Origin of the sequence: Streptomyces sp. NPDC046977 (assembly GCF_040644455.1) — a bacterium.
In the GTDB taxonomy this organism is placed as follows: domain Bacteria; phylum Actinomycetota; class Actinomycetes; order Streptomycetales; family Streptomycetaceae; genus Actinacidiphila.
In genome coordinates this window covers 158,269-183,764 of record NZ_JBEYWO010000006.1, presented here as the reverse complement: position 1 = coordinate 183,764, position 25,496 = coordinate 158,269, and the positions used below count along the sequence as shown (strand labels likewise).

Genomic DNA, 25,496 nt, shown 5'->3' with positions numbered 1-25,496 from the left:
TACCGAGGACGCCGGCCGGGCCGCAACCGGTTATCCCGCGAAGTCCGTGCACGGCCGCGGGGCGCGCCCGCCACGTGCGCGGAGTCCGGGATCACACCCGCGGGCGCGGATCGCCGCACCTCGCGCGGGGCAGGCATACTCGGGCCCTGCGGGAGCATCGGCATCCGCAGTCAGCGGGAGGTGCGCGATGGTGTCGTCGTCGGGAACGGAGCCACGAAGGGTCACGATCCATGACGTCGCCCGGTCCGCCGGGGTGTCGCGGCAGACCGTGTCGCGGGCGCTGAACGACAAGGACGAGATCGACGGGCTGACCAAGCAGCGCGTGCTCGACGCCGCCCGGGAGCTCGGCTACCGGCCCAGCCGGTTCGCCCGCGGCCTGGTCCGGCAGGACACCACGACCATCGGGCTGGTGATCCCCGACCTGCTCAACCCGTTCTTCACCGAGGTCGCCGCCGCCGCGCTGGAGGCGGCACGCGCCCGCGGCTGGCACGTCGTCGTCTACGACACGGCCGACCGGCCCGAGGAGGAACTCGGCACGCTTCAGGTGATCGGTTCGCAGGTGGACGCCGTCGTCGGCTACTTCAGCGCTTCCGAGGACACCCTGGAGCGGTTCACCCGGGGCGTCCCCGTGGTGCTGATCGGCCGGCCGCACCACTCGGCCCGGTTCACCTCGATCCGGATCGACGGGGAGCAGGGCGTCCACGCGGCGGTCGCGCACCTGGTCGCCAAGGGCCACACGCGGATCGGGATGCTCGACCACGGCGGCCGCGCCGAGCCGAGCATCCGCCGCGACTGGTTCACGGCCGCCGCGGGGGCCTACGGGGTCGACGCCGGCCGGGTGGTGGGCGCCGACCAGTCGGCCGACGGCGGCGGAGCGGCGCTCAGGGCGCTGCTCGCCGCGCATCCGGACGTCACCGCGGTGTTCACCTTCAACGACATCATCGCGATCGGCGCGCTGCGCGAGGCGCGCCGGCTCGGCAGGAGCGTCCCGCGGGATTTCGCCGTGATCGGCTTCGACGGCCTGCAGCTCGGCGCGCTCGTCGAGCCCCCGCTGTCCAGTGTCGCCCTCGACACACGCCGGCTCGGCGCCCTCGCCATCGACCAGGTGGCACGGCTGCTGACCGGCGCCGATCCGCTGGACGAGGACGCCCTGGTCGTCCGGGCGGAGCTGCGGCTGGGCGGGTCCGCGTAACCTCCAGGACACGTGTGTGACCGAATGTCTTGACACTCGCCCGCACCGGAGCGCACACTCTCGAACAATTCAGAACGTCCCCGTGAGCGTTCACGTGAACGTTCACGGGAGCGCTCACGAGAATAGAATGCTTGGCTTGCTGATTTCCGCCACGGCGCACGGCAGTTGAACCGGCACCGTTGCGACCTGTCCCTTCCGGCCAGAAGGCATCCCGCCTGAGGTGTCAACGTCGACCCGTCTAGCGTCGTCGCTAGTCGTTCTCTGGTAAGGAAATAATGAGCAACACAGTCACGCGCATCCGCCTCGCGGCCGTCGCCGCCGTCGCCGCCACCGCCAGTGTCGCCGTACTCGCCGGGTGTTCCTCGTCGCCCGACCCCAAGGCCGATGCCGCCGCCGCCGGCTCCTGCGAGCCGGCGAAGGGCAAGGTGACCCTCCAGTACTGGAACACCGTTCCGGGCATGGACCAGGTCGTCGCCCTGTGGAACAAGAAGAACCCGGACATCCAGGTGGAGATGAAGAACATCTCCAACGACCAGTACGGCACCATCGGCAACGCCCTCAAGGCGGGCAAGGCACCGGAGCTGGCCCAGGTCGGCTACGACGAACTGCCCTTCCTGCGCACCCAGAACGCCTTCGTCGACGTCTCCGCCTGCAAGGACGCCACGGCGGCCAAGTCGAAGTTCGTGCCGTGGACCTGGTCGCAGACCAGCTTCGGCGACACCGGTGTGTTCGCCTTCCCGCAGGACACCGGTCCGATGGCGCTCTACGTGCGCAGCGACATCTTCAAGCAGCACAACATCGCGATACCGAAGACCTGGGACGAGTACGCGGCGGACGCGGCGAAGCTGCACAAGGCGGACCCGAACCTCGACATCACGTTCTTCGACCCGAACAACGCCGAGTGGTTCAACGGGCTCCTCTGGCAGAACAACGCCGAGATGTACTCGTACGCCGGCGACAAGTGGCACGTCACCGTCGCGTCCGACCAGAGCAAGCAGGTCGCCGACTACTGGCAGAAGCTGGTCGACGACAAGCTCGTGCGCACCGACCTCGCGCACGGCTCGACGGAGATGTACGCCGCCTACCAGAAGAACCAGATCGCCACCTACGTGGGCGCCGCCTGGGGCTACAGCATGTTCCGCGACAACCTGCCCAAGCAGTCCGGCAAGTGGTCGATCGTCCCGATGCCCACCTGGGGCACGAGCGCCGCGTCCGGCGACTGGGGCGGCTCCACCGTCGCGTTCATGAAGGGCAACACGCACCTGTACGAGTCGGTCAAGTTCAACGACTGGCTGAACTCGGACCCCGAGGCCCTCGCGATGGAGAACAAGCTGGGCGGCCTCTACCCGGCGGCCACCGCCGGCGCGCAGCTCCCCGCGCTCTCGGAGGGCGTCCCGTACTACAACAACGAGAAGATCTTCGACGTCTTCGCCGAGTCGTCCAAGAACATCGACACCAAGTTCTCCTGGGGTCCCACCCAGAAGACGGTGAACCTGGCGCTCCAGGACACGCTCGCCAAGGCCGCGGCCGGTGACGGCAAGCTCACCGACGCGCTCGACGCGGCCCAGGCCGCCGCGCTGAAGTCGATGCAGGAACAGGCGATCCCGGCTGTCGCGGGCAAGTGACCGCGGATGACTGATATCGCAACCCGCGCGACGCGCGTGGTGGCGGCCAGAGGGGGCCGCCGTCGTCTCAACGGCGGCGGCCCCCGGGCGGGCACCATCATCGCGTTCCTCACCCCGTTCTTCCTCCCCTTCGTGCTGTTCTACCTGGTGCCGGTCGGCTACGCCGTCTGGCAGAGCTTCCAGGTCGTGCGCCGCACCGGGGGCCAGTACGGCACGTCGTACACGACCTTCGGCGGCTTCGAGCAGTACGTGCAGGTCTTCCAGAACGCGGAGTTCTGGAGCAGCATCGGGCGCATCGGCCTGTTCGGCGTCGTGCAGGTGCCGGTCATGCTGTTCGTGGCCCTGATCATGGCGCTGCTGCTGGACACCCCGCTGCTGAAGCTCAAGTCGTTCTTCCGCATCACGGCGTTCATGCCGTACGCGGTGCCCGGCGTCATCGCCGCGATCATGTGGTCGTACCTGTACTCCCCGCAGCTCAGCCCGCTCGTGGACGCCCTCAAGGGCATCGGCCTCCAGCCCGACTTCCTCGGCCCGGGCGCCGTGCTGTGGTCGGCGGCGAACGTCTCCACGTGGCTGTGGACCGGCTACAACATGCTGATCATGTACTCGGCGCTGCAGGCGATCCCGCAGGAGCTGTACGAGGCCGCCAAGCTCGACGGTGCGAGCAACTGGGCCATCGCCTGGAAGATCAAGGTCCCGATCATCGCCCCGTCGATCATCCTGACGACGGTGTTCTCGATCATCGGCACGCTCCAGCTCTACGCCGAGCCGGCCGTGCTGCGCCAGATCTCCTCGAACATCTCGAGCACGTACACGCCGAACATGCTCGCCTACGCGGTGGCCTCCGGGAACAACTACCAGCAGGCTGCGGCGATCTCCGTGGTCATCGCCGTCATCACCTTCGTCTTGAGCTTCGGGTTCATGCGACTCACCTCGAAGAAGGCGGGACTGTGAGCAACCAGACCCTGATCCGCGAAAGCCGCGTCAGCCGCACCGCCGTCATGGCGCTGATGCTCCTGCTGGCGATCTACTTCCTGCTGCCGATCTACTTCCTGATCGTCGCGGCGACCAAGCCGCAGGGCGACCTCGCCTCCACCAACGGCCTGGTGTTCTCGCACTTCGACCTCTTCAGCAACCTCAAGCTGCTGTTCACCCGCAGCGACGGCATCTTCGGGCGCTGGGCGCTGAACAGCGTCATCTACGCGGTGCTGGGCGCGGCCGTCGGAACCCTGATCTCCGCGCTGTGCGGCTACGCGCTCGCCAAGTTCCGGTTCCGGGGCCGGGAGTTCCTGTTCTCCGTCATCCTCGGCGGCGTCCTGGTCCCCACCACCGCGCTCGCGCTCCCGCTGTTCCTGCTGTTCTCGGCGACCGGCCTGGTCAACACCTACCTCGCGGTCTTCCTGCCCAGCATCGTCAGCCCGTTCGGTGTCTACCTGGCCCGCATCTTCACCGCCGCCGCCGTCCCCGAGGAGATCCTCGAATCGGCGCGCCTGGACGGCGCGGGCGAGTTCCGCACGTTCTTCTCGGTGTCGATCAGGCTCATGGCGCCGTCGCTGGTGACCATCTTCCTGTTCCAGTTCGTCGCGATCTGGAACAACTTCTTCCTGCCGATGGTGATGCTGCAGAAGGAGTCGCTCTTCCCGATCACCCTCGGCCTGTACGAGTGGAACGGCCAGACCGCCCGCGCCCCTCTGCTCCAGGAATCCGTGATCACCGGTGCGCTGGTCTCGATCGTGCCGGTGATCATCGTGTTCATCCTCCTCCAGAGGTTCTGGCGCACCGGGCTCGCCTCCGGCTCCCTGAAGTAGTTCCGCGGCACCGCTCCCCCGCCCCCGGCTCTCCCGCCACCCGCAACAGAAGGTCCCCGCGTGATGCACAACTCCGCCGACTCCGCCGTTTTCGTTCCTCATTTCCACTGGGACCGCGAGTGGTACGAGCCGTTCCAGGTGTTCCGGCACCGGCTCGTCGCCGCCCTCGACACCGTGCTGGAGACGGCCGAGGCGAACCCGGACTTCCGGTTCACCGTCGACGGGCAGATGGCCGCGATCGAGGACTACCTGGAGATGCGGCCGGAGAACCGCGACCGGGTCAAGGCCCTGGTCGCCGACGGCCGGCTCGCCATCGGGCCGTGGCTCATCCTGCTCGACGAGTTCCTGTGCTCCGGCGAGACCATCGTGCGCAACCTCCAGATGGGCTGGGCGGCGGCCGCCGAGCTGGGCGGCTCCATGCCGATCGGCTACCTGCCGGACATGTTCGGCCACGTCGCGCAGATGCCGCAGATCCTGGCGCGCGCCGGCATCGAGCACGCGGCGCTGTGGCGCGGTGTCCCCGGCTCCGTCGAGGGCCACGCCTTCCGCTGGCGTGCTCCCGACGGCTCCGAGGTCCGCACCGAGTTCCTCTTCGACGGCTACGACAACGGCCTCGACGTCCTGCTCGTGCCCGACCAGATCAGGCGCGCGCTCGGCGAGTACGCGGAGATGACGGCCGGGCGCTGGGGCAACGACCCGGTGCTCGCGATGGCCGGCACCGACCACAACGCGCCCGACCCGCAGCTGGCGGCCTGGCTGCGGCGCGCCTCCAGCGACGAGCGCGCCATCACCATCGCGACCCTCGACGAGTACATCCGCGAGCACGTGCGCGACGAGGTCTCCGCCGTCGTCACCGGTGAACTGCGCAGCCACGTGCGCGGCAACATCCTGCCGGGCGTGCTCTCGGTGCGGCTCGCCCTCAAGCAGCGGATGGCCGCGGCCGAGCGCACCATCGACCACGCCGAGCGGGTGAACGCGCTGTGGTCCGAGCGGGACGACTCCCCGTTCCTGTCGCTGGCCTGGCACAAGATCATCGAGTCGTCCGCGCACGACTCCGTCGTCGGCTCCGGCACCGACGAGACCTCCGACCAGGTCGAGGCGCGGCTCGCCGAGGCCGCGCAGGCCGCGCGCGCCGTCCGGGACGCGGCCCTGGCCGAGCCCGCCGCGCGGATGCCGAGCGACGCCCACCTGGTCGCCAACCCGCTGCCGTTCCCGCGCACCGCGCTGGCCGAGGTCGATGTCGTGGCACCGCCGGAGGGCACGCGTCTCGTCGCGACCGCCGCCGACGGCTCGGCGCACCCCGTGCAGCTCATCTCCCAGGCCCCGACCGTGCTCAGCGACGAGCGCATGGACGCCTCGCAGCTCGAGCGCGTGCTGCGCCGCATCCACCGCCGCGAGCTCTTCGGCCGGCTGATCGACCACTACGAGCTGACCGCGGGCTCGCTCGTCTTCCACCTGGCCGAGGTCCCCACCAGCGGGCCGTTCGACCTGCTCATCCTGCGCCGGGAGGTCGCCGCGGCGGCCGCGGCGCACCCGGGCGAGTGGCGGGTGCTCACGCTGGAGGAGGCCCGCGCGACCGCACTGGTGCCCGTCCACGTGCCCGCCTCCGGACTCGCCGGCTTCCGCGTCGCGCCGAACGAGCTGCCCGCCCCCCAGCCGACGGCGTACGCCCCCGCCACCGCGACGGACCGCACGCTGACGAACGGCCTGGTCCAGGTCGCGGTCGCCGCCGACGGCACGCTGGACGTGACCGGCGCCGACGGCACCGTGCTGCACGGGGTCGGCCGCCTCGTCGACGGCGGTGACCGCGGCGACAGCTACAACTACGCTCCCCCGGCGCGGGACGTGCTGGTGTCGGAGCCGGCGGACGTCACCGTCGACCTCCTCGAGGACGGCCCGCTGCGTTCGCGGATCCGGGTCACCCGGGTCTACGAGTGGCCGGCCGAGCTCTCCTCCGACCGCGACGTCCGCAGCGCCCGGACCGTGGCCACCCCGGTGGAGACCCTGGTGGAGGTGCGGGTGGGCGAGCCGTTCGTGCGCGTCTCGACGTCCTTCCTGAACCAGTCCGCGGACCACCGGCTGCGCTTCCACGTACCGCTGCCGCAGCCGGCGGGCACCTCCGCCTCCGCCGGGCAGTTCGCCGTCACCGAGCGCGGGCTGACCTCCGAGGGCGGCTGGGGCGAGTACCCGATCCCGACCTTCCCCGCCACCGAGTTCGTGTCGGCCGGGGCCGCCAACGTCCTGCTCGACCACGTCGCCGAGTACGAACTCGTCGGCGACGGCGCCGAACTCGCCATCACCCTGCTGCGCGCGATCGGCTCGATCAGCGTCAACATCCACCCGCTGCGGGACGAGCCCGCGGCGAGCGAGATCCCGGTGCCGGGCGCGCAGGACCTCGGCGTGCGCATCGAGAACCGCTTCGCCGTCGTGCCCTCGGCGACCGGCTGGCAGGGTGCCCACGCCGTCGCGCTCGCCGCGGAGTTCCGCAACGACGTGCTGGTCACCCGCGGGACCGCGCCGGCCGGGGGCCAGTTGCCCGCCGACGCCGCGGGCCTGCGGGTCGAGGGCGCCGACGTCCTCGTCTCCGGCATCCGCCGCGTCACCGGCGACGACCGCGCCGCCGGCACGGAGGTCCGCATGGTGGCGATGACCGGCACGGGAGCGACCGCCCGGCTGACCGGCGCGTTCACCGAGGCCACCACCGTCGACCTGCTCGGACGGCCGCTGTCCACGGCGCGGGCCGAGGGCGTACTCGAACTCCCCCTCGGGCCCTGGGAGATCCGCACGGTCGTGGTCCGGTAGGGAGAACGGCAAGCGCACGCGAAGGACGACGTCACGGTGACCGACAGATTCATGACCCACGGCACAGGCGAACACCCCTGAGTCGCCCCACCTCCCCAGAGCCGGCCTCCTCCGCACGACGCCGGGTGACCGGGGCCCGATGGCCCCGGTCGTCCGGGTCGGCGCACCCGTCCGGCGTCCGGACCCTTTTGTGAGCAAGAAAGAGTTGTGACCTCGTGCCCTCCCCCATTTCCGCGTACGTTTCGGACACCGCGCCAGGGCGTGGCGCGCTGCGCCCGGCGCGCTCGTGGCTGCACTCCGACGCCCCTTCCCGGTCGCTGAACGGGAACTGGCGCTTCCACCTGTCGCCGACGGTGCCGGCGGAAGAGGACTTCGCGGCCGAAGGCTTCGACGACAGCGGCTGGGACAGCATCCCGGTGCCCTCCCACTGGGTGCTCCAGGACGACGGCGCCCACGGCCGGCCGATCTACACGAACGTGCAGTACCCCTTCCCGATCGACCCGCCGCACGTCCCGGACGAGAACCCCACCGGTGACTACCGCCGCCACTTCGAGGTGCCGGCCGACTGGTCGCAGGCCGAGCGCGTCGTGCTGCGCTTCGACGGCGTCGAGTCGCTCTTCAAGGTGTGGGTGAACGGCGACGAGATCGGCAGCGCCAGTGGCAGCCGCCTCGCCCACGAATTCGACGTGACGTCGTCGGTGCGCCCGGGCGGCAACGTCGTCGCCGTGCGTGTGCACCAGTGGTCGGCGGCCAGCTACGTCGAGGACCAGGACCAGTGGTGGCTGCCCGGCATCTTCCGCGACGTCACCCTCCTCGCGCGCCCGGCCGGCGGCATCGAGGACGTCTGGCTGCGCGCCGGGTTCGACGGCGGGCGCGGACGGATCGAGACGGAGATCACCGCCGAGGCGGCGGCCTTCCCGGTCACGCTCCGCGTCCCCGAACTCGGCGTCGAGAAGGTCTGGGCGTCAGCGGCCGACGTGACCCCGTTCGCCGTCGACGGCGTGGAGCCCTGGTCCGCGGAGCGGCCGCGCCTGTACGACGTGACGGTGTCGACGGCCGCGGAGCGCATCGAGCTGCGCGCGGGCTTCCGCACCGTCGAGATCCGCGGCGACCGGTTCCTGGTCAACGGCCGCCGCGTCGTCCTCCACGGCATGAACCGCCACGAGACCCACCCCGAGCGGGGCCGTGTCTTCGACGAGGAGCACGCCCGCGAGGACCTGGCGCGCATGAAGCGGTTCAACGTGAACGCCGTCCGCACCAGCCACTACCCCCCGCACCCGCGGCTGCTGGACCTCGCCGACGAACTCGGTTTCTGGGTCGTGCTGGAGTGCGACCTGGAGACGCACGGCTTCGACAAGCTCGGCTGGGTGGGCAACCCCAGCGACGACCCGGCGTGGCGCGCCGCCTACCTCGACCGCATCGAGCGCAGCGTCGAGCGGGACAAGAACCACCCCAGCATCGTCATGTGGTCGCTGGGCAACGAGGCCGGCACCGGCTCCAACCTCGCGGCCATGTCCGCCTGGGTCCACGCCCGCGACCCCGAGCGGCCCGTGCACTACGAGGGCGACCACACGGGCGAGTACACCGACGTCTACTCGCGCATGTACGCCTCGGTGCCCGAGACCGAGCAGATCGGCACCGACGGCTCCCGCGCGCCGCTGCTCAACTGCACCCCCGCGCAGGGCGCCCGGCAGCGCACCAAGCCGTTCGTGCTGTGCGAGTACGCGCACGCGATGGGCAACGGCCCGGGCGCGCTCGACCAGTACGAGGAACTGGTGCACCGTCACCCGCGGTTGCACGGCGGCTTCGTGTGGGAGTGGCGCGACCACGGCATCCTGGCGAAGGCCCCGGACGGCACGCCGTACTACGCGTACGGCGGCGACTTCGGCGAGGTCGTGCACGACGGCAACTTCGTCATGGACGGCATGCTGCTCAGCGACGACGTCCCGACGCCGGGCCTGTGGGAGTACAAGGCGGTCGTGCAGCCGGTCCGCTTCACCTTCGGCGAGCTCAGCAGTGTCAGCGGTATCAATGGATTCAACCTGGTCGACGCCGACCACGTCGCGATCACCAATCTGCGGCACTCGGCCGACACCTCCGACCTGCGCTTCCGCTGGCGCGTCGAGCACGACGGACGGCTCGTGGACGCCGGGGACCTGACGGTGCCGGTCGTCGCAGCGGGCGAGTCGGCGCGGGTGCCGCTGCCGAAGATCGCGGTGGCCGAGGACGCGGAGACCTGGCTCACCATCGACGCCGAACTGGCGGCCGGGACCGCCTGGGCGGCCGAAGGACATGTGATCGCCACGGCCCAGCTGGACCGTTCGGCCCGGCGACCCGCACCGGCCGCCCGGCCCCGCGGCGACTGGCGGCCGGGCGACGGCACCCTGACGCTCGGCATCGCCGAGTTCGAGGGCGGGTCCCTGGTGCGCCTCGCCGGACGCGACGTGGCGGGCCCGCGGCTGGAGCTGTTCCGTGCCCCCACCGACAACGACGAGGGCACGTCCGGGGAGAACGAGGAGACCGACACCGGCGTGGCCGGGGTCTCCCACGCCGAACTGTGGCGTCGCGACGGCCTCGACCGGCTGACCTCGCGGCTGGTGTCCGTGGAGCAGGCGGACGGGGCGCTGCGCACCGTCGCCAAGGTCTCCGCGGCGGACTCCGCCCTGTCGGTGACGGTGGAGTCCGTCTGGTCGGTCGAGGGCGGCGAGCTCGAACTGCGCGTGGAGATCGAGCCCTCGCGCGGCTGGTCGACGGTGTGGCCGCGGATCGGGGTCCGGTTCGACCTGCCCGACGGCACGGCGCCGGTCGACGGCGCCGAGTGGTTCGGCCTCGGGCCGCTGGAGTCCTATCCCGACAGCATGCGCGCGGCGCGCACCGGCCGGTTCTCGTCCACGATCCGCGACCTGTCCGCCGACTACGCGCGGCCCCAGGAGACGGGACACCGCTCCCAGGTCCGGGAGCTGTCGCTGACGAGCGCGGGCGGCGAGGTACTGCGCGTCACCGCGGTCCCGGACACGCGCGGGCGCCGCCCGGGCTTCACGCTCAGCCGGCACACCCCGCAGCAGATCGCGCGGGCCGCGCACCCCTTCGAGCTGCCGCACTCGACGACGAGTCACCTGTTCGTCGACGCGGCACAGCACGGCCTGGGCTCGCGGGCGTGCGGACCGGACGTGTGGGCGGAGTTCGCACTCCGCCCCGAGTCCCGCACGATCCGGCTCCGCATCGCGTCGGGCGCGTGACCGAATGAACGAATGAACGGCGAGGGGCGCCCGCGGGAAGCGGGCGCCCCTCGCCGTTCGGGCGTCAGGCCTCGACGAGTTCGCCGGCCGGAACGGCGGCGGCGGAGGCGGAGGCGGAGGCGGCACGACGGCGGGCGATCGTCCCCGAGAACCAGTAGCCGGCGATCATCAGGGCGACGACCGCGACGGTCTCGGTCGTGCCCAGCGCCCAGGTGGAAGCGGTGGCCTCCTTCGGCGGCAGCTTGGGAAGGTCGTCCAAGGCCAGGGGAACCGCCGAGTGCGCGGCCGCGTCGGCCTGGAAGGCCTGGTTGCGGGCCGAGCCGTGCAGGAAGGGCGCGACGAAGAGCAGGCTCATCGCGAGCAGCGTCTCCAGGGTGATCACGACGGGGAACTCCCGTATCAGCAGCGTCCGCAGCGGGCGCTCGTCACCGGCGGCCCGCAGCGCGTCGATCCGCGGGTGCAGCCAGAACTGGTTGAAGACGCCGAGCAACAGCAGCGTGCCGAAGATGAGGATCTTCACGCCCAGCACGCGCCCGTACATCGTCGTGAACAGCTGCGAGGGGCCGTCGACGTGCTCCCAGTACAGGAACAGGCCGGACAGGGTGATCGCGGCGACGCAGCCCATGGCGGCGGCCGAGAAGCGGCGGATCGCCGGGGACCAGAAGGCGCCGCGGTCGGCGGGCGCGACCGCGCCGGGGAGGGCGAGCAGTGCCAGTCCGGCCACGCCGCCCAGCCAGACGGCGCCGCCGAGCAGGTGGAGCATCCACATCACGGTCTCGAAGGTGGTGCGGCCCCAGTCGTCGGGGACCTCGTCGGGGAACTTGGTGGTGCCGAGCGCGACGGCGCCCGCGCCGAGTCCCGCCGCGAGCAGCAAGCGGCGGGTCGCGGCGGAGACGCCCCCGCGGAAGGCCAGGGGCGCGACCAGGAGCGCGCCGGCCAGGACGAGGGTCACCTCCAGCCCCGACAGCCGGCCCGCGTTGCTGCCGTCGTAGAGCGAGTTCCATGCCGCGCCGTAGTCGTACCCGCCGTCGTCCCCGGAGTGGGCGAGACCGGTGAGCACCGCGGGCACGGCGAGGACTCCCAGGACGACGGCGGCACGGGCGAGGCGGACGGTCACCGCGGACAGAGCGTCGGCGCCGATCCGGCCGGCCGCGGGCCGCGCGGCCACCAGGGCCAGGGCCGTCACTCCGACGAACCCCATCAGGGTCACCCAGGCCGACCAGGCGACAGCGCTGTCCGCGAACGGGCCGAGTGGGGTCGACGGCGCCGGAGCCGCGGAAAAGGGCAGCTGGAAAGGCAATTGATGGGACGGCGGCATGACTGATCACCCTCGGGCATTGGCAGGAGAAATCCAGAGGGCCTTAGGTTAGGCACACCTAACCAGCCCGTCAATATCGCTCCGGCGCACCGGCGGCGACAGCGACCGCACCGGCCGTGAACTTCCCTCGAAGGGAGGGCCGTTGCGCAATGGCCGCCCTCGCGACCTGGACGAAGGCGGCAACACCACGAATTGCCCCGGGAAGTCGGAACGCGGCGGCCGGGAAAGCGCCGTGCATTCCGGCATATTCACCAAGCGGCGGTAAAGGTTTTCCGATCACTGCCCCAAATTGGGGACCTGGGGGCGGAAACATGAAAAGGCCGGACCGGCAGACGGGCTGCCGATCCGGCCACGCGTGCCGCGCCCTCGGGCCTCAGGGGCAGCTGGTCGTCGACTGCCCCCGGACGTAGGCCGTTCCCCAGTTCTCGACCTTCACGTAAGCGGCGGACGCACCGCGGCGGTCGTAGCGCACGTGCCACTTCTTGGCCGGCGCGTGCAGCTCGACCAGGTAGCACCATCCGGCGTCGATCCGCAGCACGTCCCAGTCCTCGCCGTCCGGGGTGTGCGCCCCGTTGGTGAGCCCGTAGGGAGAGCCGCCGACGCAACCCGTGCTCCACGACCCCGTGGTGCCCCAGTCGCACGTCCAGCTCTGGAAGGCGGTGGCGTAGACGCCGGAGTAGTTGTAGGTCTGCGAGCACCCCAGGATGGTGCACCCTCCCGCGTACGCCTGCGGCGCCGGCGCCAGCACGGCCAGCCCCGCTCCCGCGGCGACGACCGCCACCGCCCTCGACAGCCACCGCCCGATCCTGCTGCCCATCACATCCCCCTCTATGTCGCGTACATGACGGCCTGTGCGGCCGAGGGCAAGCATGACAGGAAGGGTCAAGGGCGGGTAAGGGGTCATGGATGAACGAGTAAAGACCGCCGGAGCGGACGGATCAGCTTCCGTCCATGCCGAACGAGTCGTGCACGGGCCGCACTTCGACCGCCACGACGTGGAAGTCCACGACACGGGCGGCGATCTCGCGCGCCCGCTCCGGGCTCGCGCACTCGATCACGTAGTACGCGGTGAGCTGGTCGGTCGACCCCGTGAGCGGCCCGTCCGCCGTCGTCGATCCGTCCCCGCGCCACCGGATCGTCGTGGTGTCCTTCGGGTACGCGAGTCCCGCTCCGTTGAGCATCTCACCGGAGCCCGCCAGGTCCTGGTGGAGCGCCTCGTGCCTGCGGAACACCTCGGCGCGCTGCGTCGCCGACATCGCCTCGGTCGCCGCGGGATCGGCGTACATCAGCACCATGTACTTCATGCGACCACCCTGGCACCGTACGTGGTCGCGGCACCAGACCGGGCCGGGGGCGGGCAGCCCGTCACAGGTCGTGGAAGCGGCGCACGAACCGCCGTTGCCGCGGGGTCTCCACCGCGCGGCGGTCGTAGCCCCGGCGGACGAACGCCACCGCCCGGTCGGCCGGCACCCCGTCGAGGACCGCCATGCACGCGGCGCAGTCCCCGTCCGGCGGTACCCTCCGCCGCAGGCGGTCTCCGCACGTTCGCGCGCCGCCCGGGCCAGTGCCTCGCGCGGCACGTCCCGCGCCTCCCGAGGGTCCCGGGGCAGCCGGTCGGGCCGGTGGACCCACCGGGCCTCCCACGCGGCCGGCGGAGGCCGCTTGCCCAGCAGGTACACGGCGAACGACGGCAGCGGCCCCGCGGGCGGCGGATCACGCAGGCCCCGGCCCCGCACCAGCGCACCGGAGGGGACCTCATGATCCCGCCGCCTGCCGGGTCCCAGCCCTCCGCCGTCCCCGTACCACCGCTCAACTCCCGGCGAGCCCCGCGACGATGCCCGAGACCTGTTCGCGCACGACGTCCCGAGCCGCAGCGGGCAGTGTGCCGACGCCGGTGGACTCCAAAGCGTGCAGGGCCTGTTCGCTACCGGCGTCGCACGGGACGGTCGCGCTCAGGACGTCGTAGCCGTCGCGGACGGCGACCCGCAACCGCCTTTCTCCGACAGGGTCGGCGTGCACCGCGGTGGCCACGACGAGGGGCGGCGGCCCGCCCGCTTCGGCGGGCTGCTTGCGGTAGCCGCTGGCGATCGGCTCGCGCCACCGGATGCCGAGCAGGAGGTGGTGCTTGGTCAGGGCGTCGGACAGGTCGGTCTCGTAGACCCCGTCCGGTTCGAGAGTGACGGCACGGGCGTCGAGGACGAGCGCGGCCGGCAGCAGGCAGCGCAGGGCGCTGCCGACGAGGTTGCCGCCGACCGTGGCCGTGCGGCGGACGGCTCCGGTGCCCACGCTCGTGGCTGCCCGGCGCAGCGCCTCCGGCACGCGGTCGTCGATCCGGTGGAGCACCACGGCCGCGCCCAGCGCCTCCCGTTCGATCCCGTTGGCCTCGGGCAGTTCCCGCAGCGACATGGCGTGCTCGGGGAAGCCGTCCCGCTGCCAGCCGGCCCACACGAGCGTCGCCCCGCCGATGGGCACCGCGTCCCGGGCCATGCACTCCTGGGCCTCGGACACCGTCGTGGGCAGATGCAGCAGCACGGCAGTCGACCTGCTTTCTGGGGAGCGGGCGGTGGAAGGAGATCGCTTCGCCTGTCCGATCGCCTGAGGTGCGTATTCTCCCCCGGCAGGCGGATCGACGTACAGAGCACGGCAGTTGGACTCTCCGGCCGCACGGGGGCCGTTCCCCCTACCCTTCGCGGGCAAGCTGCCGCCGCGCGACGAGGCCTACCCGCCGGCGATGGGGCAGGACTCGCAGCCGCACACCCACGCTTGGGCGCGGAAGAGGCGATCGACTTCCTGCACACCGAGTGGGTCGGCAAGGCCATCGGCTTCGTCGGCTACGGCTCGACCGGCGGCACCCGCGCCGTGGAGCACCTGCGCCTGATCGTCGCGGACCTCCCGGCGGCCGAAGTCGCCCCCCGGTCGCCCTCCCCCTCTTCACCGACTTCGAGGGCTTCAGCGCCTCAAGCCCGCCGACGGTCGGCGCGACACCCTCGCCGCCGTCTTCGACCAGGTCGTCCGGCGGGCCGGCGCCCTCGCTCCGCTGCGCACCGGCTGACACCGCCCCGCGGCACCGGGAGAGCACCACGGGCGGCGTCCCGGGGTCCTCTCCCGCCGCGCCTCACGGGACCCGCCCCTGGTGGACAGGGCTGCGCCGATCGGTGGGACGGCCGGGCGGGCGGGCCTGCCGCCGGGAGGGGCTGGGCAGGCATGGGGGCGGAGGTGCTGTCGCATGCCCAGCGGTGACGTGCTCGCGCTCGTCGATGAGAGCGGCCGGGTGGTCGAGTGGGGGCCCGCGGCCGAGGAGCTGCTCGGCCGGTCGGCCGAGGAGGCCGTCGGACGGTCCGTGACCGCGCTCATGGGCGCGGCCCCCGGGCCCGGCGCCGCCGGCCTGCCCAGGGTGCTGGTCAGTCCGGTGCAGCGCGGCACGTCGGTGGTCTGGCAGGTGCTCTCGGCGGGCGATGCCGCGCCCGGGCTGGACGCGGCGGTCCTCCAGGCCCTGTTCGCCCACGCGCCGGTGGCGCTGTACGTCCTCGACGACCGGCTGCGCGTGCTGCGGGTCAGCGCCGCCGGCGGGCCGCGGGCCGTGCCCGCCGGACACTTCCTGGGCCGGCACTTCACCGAGGTGTGCGCGTTCGAGGCTCCGGAGGCGGAGGCCGCCGTGGCGCGAGCCGTCCTCGACAGCGGGGAGCCCGTGGTGGACCGGCTCGTCCGGAGTGTGCGGACGCCGCAGGAGGCCAGGGGCCGTATCCGCTCCTTCTCGTACTTCCGCCTCGAGGACGCCGGCGGCGGTGTGCTCGGACTCGTGGCGTCGGCCGTGGACGTCACGGAGCGCGAGAAGGCGCTGCACCGCCTGGCGTTCCTGGACAGGGTCAGGGCGCGGGTGGGGCACCGGCTGAACGTCGCCACCGTGTGCCAGGAGGTGGTGGAGGTGGTGGTGCCCGCCTTCGCGAGCGTCGCCGTCGTCGAGGTGGTGGACGACGTCGTCCGCGGGGAGGAACCTCCCGCCGCCCCCGCCCGCACCGACATCCCGCTGCGCCGGGCGGCCTTCAAGGGGATCGTCTCCGGTCACCCGGTCGGGGACGTGCGCGCGCTGCCGTCCGGCACACCGTTCTCCCACGTCCTGGCCGACATGCGGCCGCGCCTGGTGCGGATCGACGAGGACAGCCGGTGGCTGGACGTCGACCCGGACCGGGGCGATGCCATCAGGCGGTCGCTCAGCCACTCCTTGATCGTGGCGCCGCTGGAGCTGCGCGGCCAGGTGCTCGGCGTGGTCAGCTTCTACCGCCAGCTGCACGAGGACCCCTTCGAGGAGGACGACGTCCAGGTCGCGGCCGCGGTGTGCGCGCACGCCGCGCTGTGCATCAACAACGCCCGCCAGTACATGCGCGAGTGGATCATCGCGGCGACCGTCCAGCACCGGCTGCTCCCCCAGCGGTCCGCCGTGCCGGACACCCTGGAGGTCGCCGGCCTGCACCTGCGCAATCCGGAGGACACGGGTGCGTGGTTCGACGTGATCCCGCTGTCCGGCGCGCGGACCGCGCTGGTCGTCGGCAACGTGGCGGGGCAGGGCATGACGGCGGCGATCGTCGTGGGACTGCTGCGCACGGCCGTCCACACACTGGCCGCCCTGGACCTGGAGCCCGACGAGTTGCTGGCCCGCCTGAGCGACACCGCGACCCGTCTGGCCGCCGCGTACGCCGCTCTGCCCCCGTTCGACCCCGGCCCGCCCGGTCCCCTGACCGCCGGCTGCCTCATCGCGGTGCACGACCCGGTGGCCCTCACCTGCACCGTCGCGCGCGCCGGCCTGCCGGCACCCGTCGCGGTCCTTCCCGACGGCACAACGCCGGGCGGGTCCGTCCCGCCGGGGCCCCCGCTCACCGGACCGGGCAGGGCCCCGTTCCCGGCGACCACGCTCAGCCTCCCCGAAGGCACCACGCTGGCGCTTGCGACGGCCTCGCTCGCGGAGCAGGTGCTGGCGCCGGCCGGCCCACTGCGTCCGCTCCTGGACGGCGCCCACACCACGACGCTGCCCGCCCTGCACGACGCCATCTCGGCTGCGGCCAGGGACGACCACGACGCCGCCGAGACGGTGATGCTGCTCGCCCGCACCCGGGCCCTGCCCGCCGGACGCGTGCTGACCCTCCCGCTGCCCGCGGACGCCGAGGCGGCGCCCGTCGCCCGCGCGGCGGCGCTGCGCCAGCTGGATTCGTGGGGCGTGGACGAGGAGACCGCGTTCACCACCGAACTCGTCGTCAGCGAGTTCGTCGGCAACGCGGTCCGCCACGGCGCTCCGCCGCTGCGCCTGCGCCTGATCCTGGACCGGATGCTGACCTGCGAGGTCAGCGACGGCGCGCCCAGCTCACCGCGGGTGAAACACGCCCGCACCGTCGACGAGACGGGCCGCGGGCTGTTCATCGTCGCGAGCCTCGCCGAGCAGTGGGGCACCCGCCACCACGCACACGGAAAGACCGTCTGGGCGGAGCTGCCGCTGCCGGCCGCCCCGGCGCCCTGACGGGTGGTCCCGGGGCCCGCCGGAAAGCGCGGGTGCACGCAGCCCGTACGCTGAGGGGGCGATGAACGTCTTCAGCACGCCGTGGGGCGCCCTCGAACTGACACGCTTCCCTGCGGACCCGCGGGAGTCGCTGCGCGCATGGGACGCCGCTGACGACTACTTGCTGCGGCACCTGGCGGAGACCGGGACCGACCTGGCGGGCGAGGTCGCGGTGCTGGGCGACCGCTGGGGAGCGCTGGCCACCGCGCTGGCCGCGCACCGCCCCACGCAGATCACCGACTCCCACCTCGGGCAGCAGGCCACCCTGGCGAACCTGCGGCGCAACGCTCCGCAGGCGGCCGCCGGAGTGCGGATGCTGACCACGCGGGACGAACCGCCCGCGCGCATCGACGTCCTGCTGGTCAGGGTGCCCAAGAGCCTCGCCCTGCTGGAGGACCAGCTGCACCGGCTGGCGCCCGCGCTGCACGCCGGTACCGTCGTCGTCGGCACGGGCATGGTCACCGAGATCCACACCTCGACGCTGAAACTCTTCGAGCGGATCATCGGGCCGACCCGCACCTCGCTGGCCGTTCGCAAGGCCCGGCTGATCTTCAGCACGCCCGATCCCGCGGCGCGGCCCGGGGCGAACCCGTGGCCGCTGCGGTACGCGCTGCCCGACGACATCGGTGTGCTGTCGGGCCGCACGGTCACCAATCACGCGGGCGTCTTCTGCGCCGACCACCTCGACATCGGCACCCGGTTCCTGCTCCGGCACCTGCCCTCACGGCAGGGCCCCGACAAGGTGGTCGACCTGGGCTGCGGCAACGGCGTCGTCGGGACCGCGGTGGCGCTCGCCAACCCGGCCGCAGACGTGCTGTTCACCGACGAGTCGCACCAGGCCGTGGCCTCCGCCGAGGCCACGTTCCGCGACAACCTGGGGCCCGCGGGCAAGGCCCGGTTCCTCGTCGGTGACGCCGCGGACGTCCTGACGGCGGTCCCGCCGGGCGGCGCCGACCTCGTCATCAACAACCCGCCGTTCCACTCCCACCAGTCGGTCACCGACACGACCGCCCGCCGTATGTTCCACACCGCCAGGGAGGTACTGCGCCCCGGCGGTGAGCTGCTGGTCGTCGGCAACCGGCACCTGGGCTACCACGTGCGCCTGCGGCGCCTGTTCGGCGACTGCGACGTCGTGGCGTCCGACCCGAAGTTCGTGGTGCTGCGGGCCGTCAGGCGCTGAGGCCCATGCCGCCCCGGCCGCTCACGCGAAGGCGGCCTCGTCGAAGGAGCAGCCCCCGCGGTCCGCGGCCGGCAGGGCGTAACGGGACGTCAGCCGGGGCGCGTGGCGGAAGTACTGCCGGAAGCCGGACGCCCGGAACCTCAAGTCGAAGGCGTGGCCCTCGACATGCCAGTGCGGCAGGTCCTGCCGGCCGTCGTCGGGCGTCAGCCGGTGCAGGGCGTCGATCTCCAGCTCCGGCGACCGGCCCCGGAAGCCGAGCCCCCCTTCGAGGTCCTGGACGTCCTCGAAGACCAGCGTCGCCGGGGACACCCAGAAGGTGAAGTGCTTCTCCGGGGGCAGCGGCTGGACCCATTGGACGATGTAGTCCAGGTCGAGCAGGAGACGCGGGGAGTCCGCCTCGGTCCGCTGCACGTGGAGGCCGTGCACGGTGGCGTAGTGCCACCACATGTCCTCGAAGTCCGCGTCGCTCCACACACTCTTCGAGAGACCCGATTCCTGGTGATCATCTGCGCTCATGGCTGCATCCAACCAAATCTTCGCCCGGCAGCGGCAATGAGGGGACGGGATGACAGGCCGGGGTACGGGGCCGGTTGGCCGCACTGCCGCGGGTGAAGCGGTGGACGACGGCACCGGTCACGGCCCGGGAATGAGGGAACAGGCCGGGCGGAGCCCGGTGCGCACGCTCGCCGCGAGGGTCTGTCGGCTCGCGGCCGGGCGGGCGCGGGACCCCCTCGCCGGGGCGGCCGGAGAATCCCCGGACGGCCCAACGCGGGCGGCAGGACGGAGGACGCGCTCGTGCCCGGCGGTTGCCGGGCGGCGCCGCATCCTACAGGGACCCGTACGCGGCCCTGGCGGGGATCGCAGTTCCCCGCCCCACCCCGCACACGTTCCGTAGCCTCCCGGTCACAAGCGCCCGGCGGTCCGTGTACCGGGGCACGAGCAGCGAGAGCAGGAGAAGTGACGATGGCGAACATCGAGACCTCCCTCAAGGAGACGATGACCTCGATCGAGGGCAGCGTGGGGGCGGCCCTGGTCGATTACACCAGCGGCATGGCGCTGGGCACGATCGGCGGCGGGAAGGACTTCGACCTGAACGTCGCCGCCGCGGGCAACACCGATGTGATCCGCGCCGAGACCCGCATCATGAAGGAACTCGGCATCAAGGAGGAGATCGAGGACATCCTGATCACCCTCGGCACCCAGTACCACCTGATCCGGCCGCTGAAGAACCGGAGCGGCAAGGGGCTGTTCCTCTACCTCGTCCTCAACCGTGCCCACGCCAACCTCGCGATGGCCCGCCACCAACTCAGGCGCATCGAGGCCGAACTGGAGATGTAGCGTCACGTCCGCCGCCCGGGCTCCGCATGCCCATGAATTGAAGAATCTTTCAATTGGGCACATCCTCATCCTGAGAAGCGCGCAAATCCATCGGTGTGCGGGTCCCGGGGGCGGAAGGATTGGACAGCAGCATCGCGTCGGCCGCCCCGGTGGCCGGCGCGGAACGGCCGTCGAGTCCGGGCAGGAGCAATCACACGATGCAGGTACCGCTGTACCAGGCAAAGGCGGAGTTCTTCCGCATGCTCGGGCACCCCGTGCGCATCCGGGTCCTGGAGCTCCTGCAGGACGGCCCCAAGCCGGTGCGCGAACTGCTCAACGAGATCGAGATCGAGCCGTCCAACCTGTCCCAGCAACTCGGCGTGCTCCGGCGCTCGGGCATCGTGGTGTCGATCCGCGAGGGCTCGACCGTCAGCTACGCCCTCGCCGGGGGCGACGTGGCGGAGCTGCTGCGCGCCGCGCGCCGCATCCTCACCGAACTCCTGGCCGGACAGAGCGAACTGCTCGCCGAGTTGCGCCAGGCCGACACCGGGAGCGGCACCGACCACCCGGCCGAGCGTGCCGTCCACGGAGCGGGCTGAGCGCGACCGGAGCGGCGCTTCGTCGCACTCCACGGGCGGTTCCGGGCACGGCTTCCCGGTCGCCCACCGGCCGCCGCGTTGGCCGGAGTTCCCCGGAACCCGATCATCACTCTTCTGGAGGCGGCGGCGCGCGCTCCCACCGGTGGCGCGGACGGACTGCTTGGGTGTGGACCGGCCACCCGGTCTCCGTCACCCTCTCCCTGGGGAACACATGCTGCACACCACCGAGGCGACACCTCTCGCCACCGCGCCACCGGATGTCGACTCCGTTCTCCGCGACCGCGTACGGCCGTTCGCCGACGAGGTCGACCGCGCGGGCCGCTTCCCCCGCGAAAGCGTGCGCGCGCTCGCGGACGCCGGCGCCCTCGGCCTGCTCAGCTCTCCGGCGCTCGGCGGGGCCGGCGGCGACCTGCGGCAGGCGGCCTCGCTCATCGAGCGGGTGGCGGGGACCTGCGGCTCCACGGCGATGGTCCTGCTCATGCACTACTCGGCCGTGTCCGTCATCGAACGCCACGGGCCGGACGACGTACGGCGGGCGATCGCCGAGGGCCGCCACCTGAGCACGCTCGCCTTCTCCGAGCGCGGGTCGCGCAGTCACTTCTGGGCACCCGCGGGCACCGCCGTCGCCGGAGAGTCGGGCACCGTGCGGCTGGACGCGGTGAAGTCGTGGGTCACCGCGGCGGGCGAGGCCGACAGCTATGTCTGGTCGAGCCGGCCGCTGCGGGCCGACGGCCCCATGACGCTGTGGCTCGTCCCGCGCGACCTCCCCGGGCTGTCCGTGCGGGGCGACTTCGACGGTTTTGGGCTGCGCGGCAACGCCTCCTGCCCGGTCACCGCCGAGGGCGTGTCCGTGCCCGCCGAGGCCGTGCTCGGGACCGACGGGCAGGGCCTGGCGACCGCGTTGGAACTGGCACTCCCCTGCTTCCTCGTGCTCAGCGCCGCGTTCTCCCTCGGGGTCATGGAGACGCTGACGGAGCTGACCGCCCGCCACCTGCGCACCGCTCGCCTGGAGCACCTGGGCGAGACGCTGGCGCAGCAGCCCGTCTCCCGCCGCCAGTACGCCCAGTTGCGCCTGCGCACCGACTCCGTGCGCACCTTCCTGGACGCCACCTTGGACGCGATGGCCGCCGGGAGCCCGGAGGCGACGGTGCGGGCGCTCCAGGTGAAGGCGCTGGCCGGCGAGGCCGCGGCCGAGGTGGCGGACGGCGCCATGCGCCTGTGCGGAGGGTCCGCCTTCCGCCGGGACCTGGGCGTGGAGCGCCGGTTCCGGGACGCCCTGGCGGCGCGCGTCATGGCGCCGACCACCGAGGCGCTGTACGACTTCTGCGGCCGGGCCGGGCTGGACCTGCCGCTGTTCGAGGAGGCCCGGTGACCGGAATCGTCCTGGGCGCCGTCGCGTACGACCCGAAGGTCGTCACGATCTGGTCCGGTTTCCGCTCCTGGCTGCGGGAGCACGACCTCGACCTGGACTTCGTGCTCTACTCCCACTACGAGCGGCAGACCGAGGACCTCGTCGCCGGGCGCATCGACGCGGCGTGGCAGTCGCCGCTGGCCTGGCTGCGCTCCTGCCGTCTGGCGCGGGCGGCGGGCACGGACGTCAGGCCGCTCGTCATGCGCGACACCGACCGCGACCTCACCTCCGTGATCGTGGTGCGGTCGAACGGTCCGGTCGCCACGGTCGCCGACCTCAAGGGCGAGACCGTCGCCGTCGGCGCGATCGACTCCCCGCAGGCGACGCTGCTGCCGCTGCGTCATCTGAGGGACGCCGGCCTCGTTCCGGGGGCCGACTTCCGCGTCCGGCGCCACGACACCGGCGTCGGCCTGCACGGGGACCACATCGGGGGCGAGCGCGAGGCGGCCAGGGCCGTCCTCGCCGGTGAGGTCGCGGCGGCCTGCATGAGCGACGCCTCCCACCTCACCTTCGGGTTGGAGGGCGCCCTACCCGCCGGGACCACGCGCGTGCTGGCGCGTACCGCCCCCTTCGACCACTGCGTGCTCGCCGCCGGGCCCTCGCTCGGCGCGACGCGCGGCGAACGCCTGTCGGCGCTGCTGGAGTCGATGTCCTACGCGGACCCCGACGTGCGTCACCTGCTCGACCTGGAGGGGCTCAGGCAGTGGCTCCCGGGACGGGACACCGGCTTCGGCGACCTGGCGACCGCAGTCGACGAGGCGGGCTTCTACGACGCCGAGGGCGCCGTCACGATCGCCGGCTACCGGCCGTGACCGCGGGCGAGGAGCCCTCCGGCCCCGTACTGGACCTGGCCGGCACCGGTTTCGACGAGGGCGCCCACCTCCTGCTGCGCCGCTCGCTGAGCCAGGTCGCGGCCGGGGGCCGCGTCTCGGTCGCCGGCATGGGTCCCGCGCTCCTCGCCCCCCTCACCGCCTGGTGCCGCCGCGAGGGCCACACCGTGACCCTCGCGGCGCCGCACGAGGCCCCGGTGCGCGCCCATGTGCACCGGGGTCACTCGGCCGTCGCCCGGTGGGAGGGCGCCGAACGTGCCGGGGGTCCGGACGCGCGGGAAGTCGCCGGGCAGCCGCCGCTGCACTGGGGCCTGGCCGCTCGCGGTGCCCTGGTGGAGGCCGGCGGACCCGAAGTGCCCTTCGCGGTCGCCGAACGGGACGTCGCCTGGACGGATCTCGCGCCGCGGCTCTACCGGCAGGCGGCGGCCGCGCAGTGGGACCCGCTGACCGCCGTCCCGTGGGACACCGCGTTCGCCCTGCCGGACGAGGTCGAGGCGGCCGTCGTACAGGTCATGACGTATCTGGTGGAGAACGAGCAGGCGGCACTGATCGTGCCCGCGCGCCTGCTCGTGCAGGTGCACCCGCACTTCCGCGAAGTGCTCCAGCTCCTGGCCGTGCAGGCCGCGGACGAGGCCCGGCACATCGAGGTGTTCACCCGCCGGGCGCTGCTCAAGGGCGGCACCATGGGAACGTCCACGGTCGGCGGCCGGGCGTCGCTGACCACCCTGCTGACCGAGCCGGACTTCTCGATCGCCTCCTTCCTGCTGTCGGTGCTGGGCGAGGGCAGCTTCCTCAACCTGCTGGCCTTCCTCGAACGGCACGGCCCCGACCCGGTCACCCGCCGGATCAGCCGGCTCGTCCGCCAGGACGAGGCCCGGCACGTGGCCTTCGGCCTCGGGCACCTGGAGCACCGGGCGGGCGTCGACCCGCGGCTGCGCGGCCGGCTGCGGGCCGCGGTGGAACGGCGGCACGACGCGCTGGCGGGCTCCGCCGGACTGAACCAGGACGTCTTCGACGCCCTCGTGCTCCTGGCGGCCGGTTCATGGGATCCGGCGGCCGTCGCCCGCGGCTGGCGGGCGGTGCAGCGCCTCCAGGCGGACATGGACGAGGCACGGCGTCACCGGCTCTCCCGCCTGGGCTTCCCCGACGACGAGGCCACCGCCCTGTCGGCGCTGCACACTCGCAACTTCATGTGACGGCGACGGCGACGGCGGCATGCGGCCGCCCGGGCCGCGCGCGGGCGCGACAGGACAGTGCGTCCTACGATGGTCGAAACGGCCCCTCGCGCCCGCGGCCGTCCCGTTGTGCCGTCCCGGCGGCCACCGGGCGCCCGGCGCCCAGGGGTTCGCCGGCCGAGGGAGGCAACTCCATGTCGCGCAAGCCCGTTTCGTGCTTCCTGCTCGCGCTCGCCGTCGCCCTCGTTCCGGCGGCCGCCGCGGCGCGCGCGGATGCGCCGATGCTCCTGGACGACCTGGCCCGGCGGCCGTCGGTCATGCCGTCGACCTTCGAGGCGACGAACACGGTCGCCCTGGACGGCCTGCGCTGGTCCCACTGGGGGTCCGCGACGGCCACCGGCCGGGGCACGCTGAGGATCAACACCTGTGAGCCCAACTGCGCGGAGGGCCACGTCCGCGTCCTGCCGGACTCCGACCTCCAGGTGCAGGGCGTACGGATCGACCAGGGCCGCCACTACTACCGGCAGTACCGGATCCTGAACGCCTCCTTCTCCCCGTCGGACCGCGCGCTCTACTCGCACTGGACCGACGCCTACACCCCCGGGGACTTCGCCTGAGGCCCCGGGCGCGGGAGCCGGGGGATCACTCCTCGCCGGAGAACCGCTCCCAAGCGGACTGGCGCGTGATCCCGAGAGTGCCCCCGATCCTGTGCCACGTGACGCCGCGCCGGCGCAGTTCCTGCACCCAGGAGCGGAGGTCCGCCTCGGCGCGGTCGATGTGCCCTGCGACGCCCGGGATGTGACCGAGCATCTCCTCGTCCGTCATCGACTCCCAGACGGGCACGGGCCGCCCCGAGGGGGTGCCGAGGCTCCCGTCGATGATCGAGGCGGACAGGGCCACACACTCGTTGCAGATGTACACGCCGGGACCGGCGACCAACTTGTCGATCTCGGCGGCCGATTTGCCGCAGAAGGAGCAGTGGGTGAGTTCCGGCAGGGTCTCGGACACCGTCACGGTGCGCCTCCAGGCTGTGGACGTGCGTGAACTCTAGTCCGTCAGGGCGCTCCTGACAAGTCGTCAGACATGATGAACCCTCAGCAAGCTTGCGGCTTTGGCGGGTTCACGTTCTCGCGGACAGCTGCCGCAGCCCGTTCTCTCCGCGGCGGCGAGCGCCCCCTCGTAGCGGGCGTCGGCCGGTTCCCCGTGGGCCATGCGCTCGGCGCTGTCCTGTGCGGGCGCCCAGTGGACGGCGACGATCCGGACGGCGGCCAGGCGGGCCGTGAGTCCCCGGGACGTCCGCCGTTTCCGCCAGCGCCTCGGCGAGGGGGCGTCGAGGATCGTCCGGTACACCCTGCGCACGTCCGGATGGTCGTTGAGCCCGGTGATCGGGTCCCGCTCCCGCGATGCCGCGCTCGCCGCGGACGCGGGCAGCCTCGCGACGGTGGGCCGAGT

Annotated in this window: 20 protein-coding genes and 1 pseudogene; 14 read left to right on the top strand and 7 right to left on the bottom strand. The window is 72.5% G+C overall.

The window, feature by feature from the left end:
• Positions 1-187: 187 nt before the first annotated feature.
• From ABZ883_RS11950 to ABZ883_RS11925, 6 genes are all read left to right on the top strand, one after another.
• A complete protein-coding gene (locus ABZ883_RS11950; protein WP_360905446.1) occupies positions 188-1,192 on the top strand; it encodes a LacI family DNA-binding transcriptional regulator in 1,005 nt (334 codons plus the stop codon).
• A gap of 275 nt (positions 1,193-1,467) precedes the next feature.
• Positions 1,468-2,817 (top strand): ABC transporter substrate-binding protein, encoded by a 1,350-nt coding sequence (locus ABZ883_RS11945; RefSeq protein ID WP_360905444.1) that lies wholly within the window; start codon positions 1,468-1,470, stop codon positions 2,815-2,817.
• A 6-nt stretch (positions 2,818-2,823) separates the two neighbouring features.
• Positions 2,824-3,771 (top strand): sugar ABC transporter permease, encoded by a 948-nt coding sequence (locus ABZ883_RS11940; RefSeq protein ID WP_360905442.1) that lies wholly within the window; start codon positions 2,824-2,826, stop codon positions 3,769-3,771.
• A complete protein-coding gene (locus ABZ883_RS11935) occupies positions 3,768-4,625 on the top strand; it encodes a carbohydrate ABC transporter permease (protein WP_360905440.1) in 858 nt (285 codons plus the stop codon). Before ABZ883_RS11940 ends, ABZ883_RS11935 begins: the two co-directional genes overlap by 4 nt.
• A 63-nt stretch (positions 4,626-4,688) precedes the next feature.
• Positions 4,689-7,427, top strand: a complete 2,739-nt coding sequence (locus ABZ883_RS11930; RefSeq protein ID WP_360905614.1) for an alpha-mannosidase — start codon at positions 4,689-4,691, stop codon at positions 7,425-7,427.
• Positions 7,428-7,642: 215 nt separating this feature from the next.
• On the top strand, positions 7,643-10,666 hold the full coding sequence (locus ABZ883_RS11925) for a glycoside hydrolase family 2 TIM barrel-domain containing protein (protein ID WP_360905438.1): 3,024 nt from the start codon (positions 7,643-7,645) through the stop codon (positions 10,664-10,666).
• Positions 10,667-10,730: 64 nt separating this feature from the next.
• On the opposite strand, the gene ABZ883_RS11920 is transcribed toward ABZ883_RS11925, so the two are convergent.
• From ABZ883_RS11920 to ABZ883_RS11900, 5 genes and pseudogenes are all read right to left on the bottom strand, one after another.
• Positions 10,731-11,867, bottom strand: a complete 1,137-nt coding sequence (locus ABZ883_RS11920) for a CopD family protein (RefSeq protein ID WP_360905436.1) — start codon at positions 11,865-11,867, stop codon at positions 10,731-10,733.
• A 490-nt stretch (positions 11,868-12,357) separates the two neighbouring features.
• Positions 12,358-12,801, bottom strand: a complete 444-nt coding sequence (locus ABZ883_RS11915) for a hypothetical protein (RefSeq protein ID WP_360905434.1) — start codon at positions 12,799-12,801, stop codon at positions 12,358-12,360.
• Positions 12,802-12,922: 121 nt separating this feature from the next.
• Positions 12,923-13,288, bottom strand: a complete 366-nt coding sequence (locus ABZ883_RS11910; protein WP_360905432.1) for a YciI family protein — start codon at positions 13,286-13,288, stop codon at positions 12,923-12,925.
• Between the two features lie 61 nt (positions 13,289-13,349).
• A pseudogene (locus ABZ883_RS11905) lies at positions 13,350-13,743 on the bottom strand (protein phosphatase).
• A gap of 50 nt (positions 13,744-13,793) precedes the next feature.
• A complete protein-coding gene (locus ABZ883_RS11900) occupies positions 13,794-14,516 on the bottom strand; it encodes an FAD binding domain-containing protein (RefSeq protein ID WP_360905430.1) in 723 nt (240 codons plus the stop codon).
• A 694-nt stretch (positions 14,517-15,210) separates the two neighbouring features.
• Here ABZ883_RS11900 and ABZ883_RS11895 point away from each other — a divergent pair.
• Positions 15,211-17,493: a SpoIIE family protein phosphatase gene (locus ABZ883_RS11895; protein ID WP_360905428.1), complete on the top strand. Its 2,283-nt coding sequence runs from the start codon at positions 15,211-15,213 to the stop codon at positions 17,491-17,493.
• Positions 17,494-17,554: 61 nt separating this feature from the next.
• Positions 17,555-18,712, top strand: coding sequence for a methyltransferase (locus ABZ883_RS11890; RefSeq protein WP_360905426.1), 1,158 nt, complete (start codon positions 17,555-17,557; stop codon positions 18,710-18,712).
• 21 nt (positions 18,713-18,733) lie between these two features.
• On the opposite strand, the gene ABZ883_RS11885 is transcribed toward ABZ883_RS11890, so the two are convergent.
• Positions 18,734-19,228, bottom strand: a complete 495-nt coding sequence (locus tag ABZ883_RS11885; RefSeq protein WP_360905424.1) for a hypothetical protein — start codon at positions 19,226-19,228, stop codon at positions 18,734-18,736.
• A gap of 447 nt (positions 19,229-19,675) precedes the next feature.
• On the opposite strand from ABZ883_RS11885, the gene ABZ883_RS11880 reads away from it, so the two are divergent.
• The 6 genes from ABZ883_RS11880 (at position 19,676) to ABZ883_RS11855 (ending at position 24,661) form a co-directional block, all read left to right on the top strand.
• On the top strand, positions 19,676-20,050 hold the full coding sequence (locus ABZ883_RS11880) for a hypothetical protein (protein ID WP_360905422.1): 375 nt from the start codon (positions 19,676-19,678) through the stop codon (positions 20,048-20,050).
• 197 nt (positions 20,051-20,247) lie between these two features.
• Positions 20,248-20,628: a metalloregulator ArsR/SmtB family transcription factor gene (locus ABZ883_RS11875; protein ID WP_360905420.1), complete on the top strand. Its 381-nt coding sequence runs from the start codon at positions 20,248-20,250 to the stop codon at positions 20,626-20,628.
• Between the two features lie 211 nt (positions 20,629-20,839).
• On the top strand, positions 20,840-22,000 hold the full coding sequence (locus tag ABZ883_RS11870; protein ID WP_360905418.1) for an acyl-CoA dehydrogenase family protein: 1,161 nt from the start codon (positions 20,840-20,842) through the stop codon (positions 21,998-22,000).
• A complete protein-coding gene (locus tag ABZ883_RS11865) occupies positions 21,997-22,851 on the top strand; it encodes a PhnD/SsuA/transferrin family substrate-binding protein (RefSeq protein WP_360905416.1) in 855 nt (284 codons plus the stop codon). Before ABZ883_RS11870 ends, ABZ883_RS11865 begins: the two co-directional genes overlap by 4 nt.
• A complete protein-coding gene (locus ABZ883_RS11860; RefSeq protein ID WP_360905414.1) occupies positions 22,848-24,065 on the top strand; it encodes a ferritin-like domain-containing protein in 1,218 nt (405 codons plus the stop codon). Before ABZ883_RS11865 ends, ABZ883_RS11860 begins: the two co-directional genes overlap by 4 nt.
• A gap of 173 nt (positions 24,066-24,238) precedes the next feature.
• Positions 24,239-24,661 carry a hypothetical protein gene (locus ABZ883_RS11855; RefSeq protein WP_360905413.1) on the top strand — a complete coding sequence of 141 codons (423 nt, stop codon included), beginning with the start codon at positions 24,239-24,241 and terminating at the stop codon, positions 24,659-24,661.
• Between the two features lie 25 nt (positions 24,662-24,686).
• Here the strand turns inward: ABZ883_RS11855 and ABZ883_RS11850 are convergent, their stop codons facing one another.
• Positions 24,687-25,058 carry a ClpX C4-type zinc finger protein gene (locus ABZ883_RS11850; protein WP_360905411.1) on the bottom strand — a complete coding sequence of 124 codons (372 nt, stop codon included), beginning with the start codon at positions 25,056-25,058 and terminating at the stop codon, positions 24,687-24,689.
• Positions 25,059-25,496 lie beyond the last annotated feature (438 nt).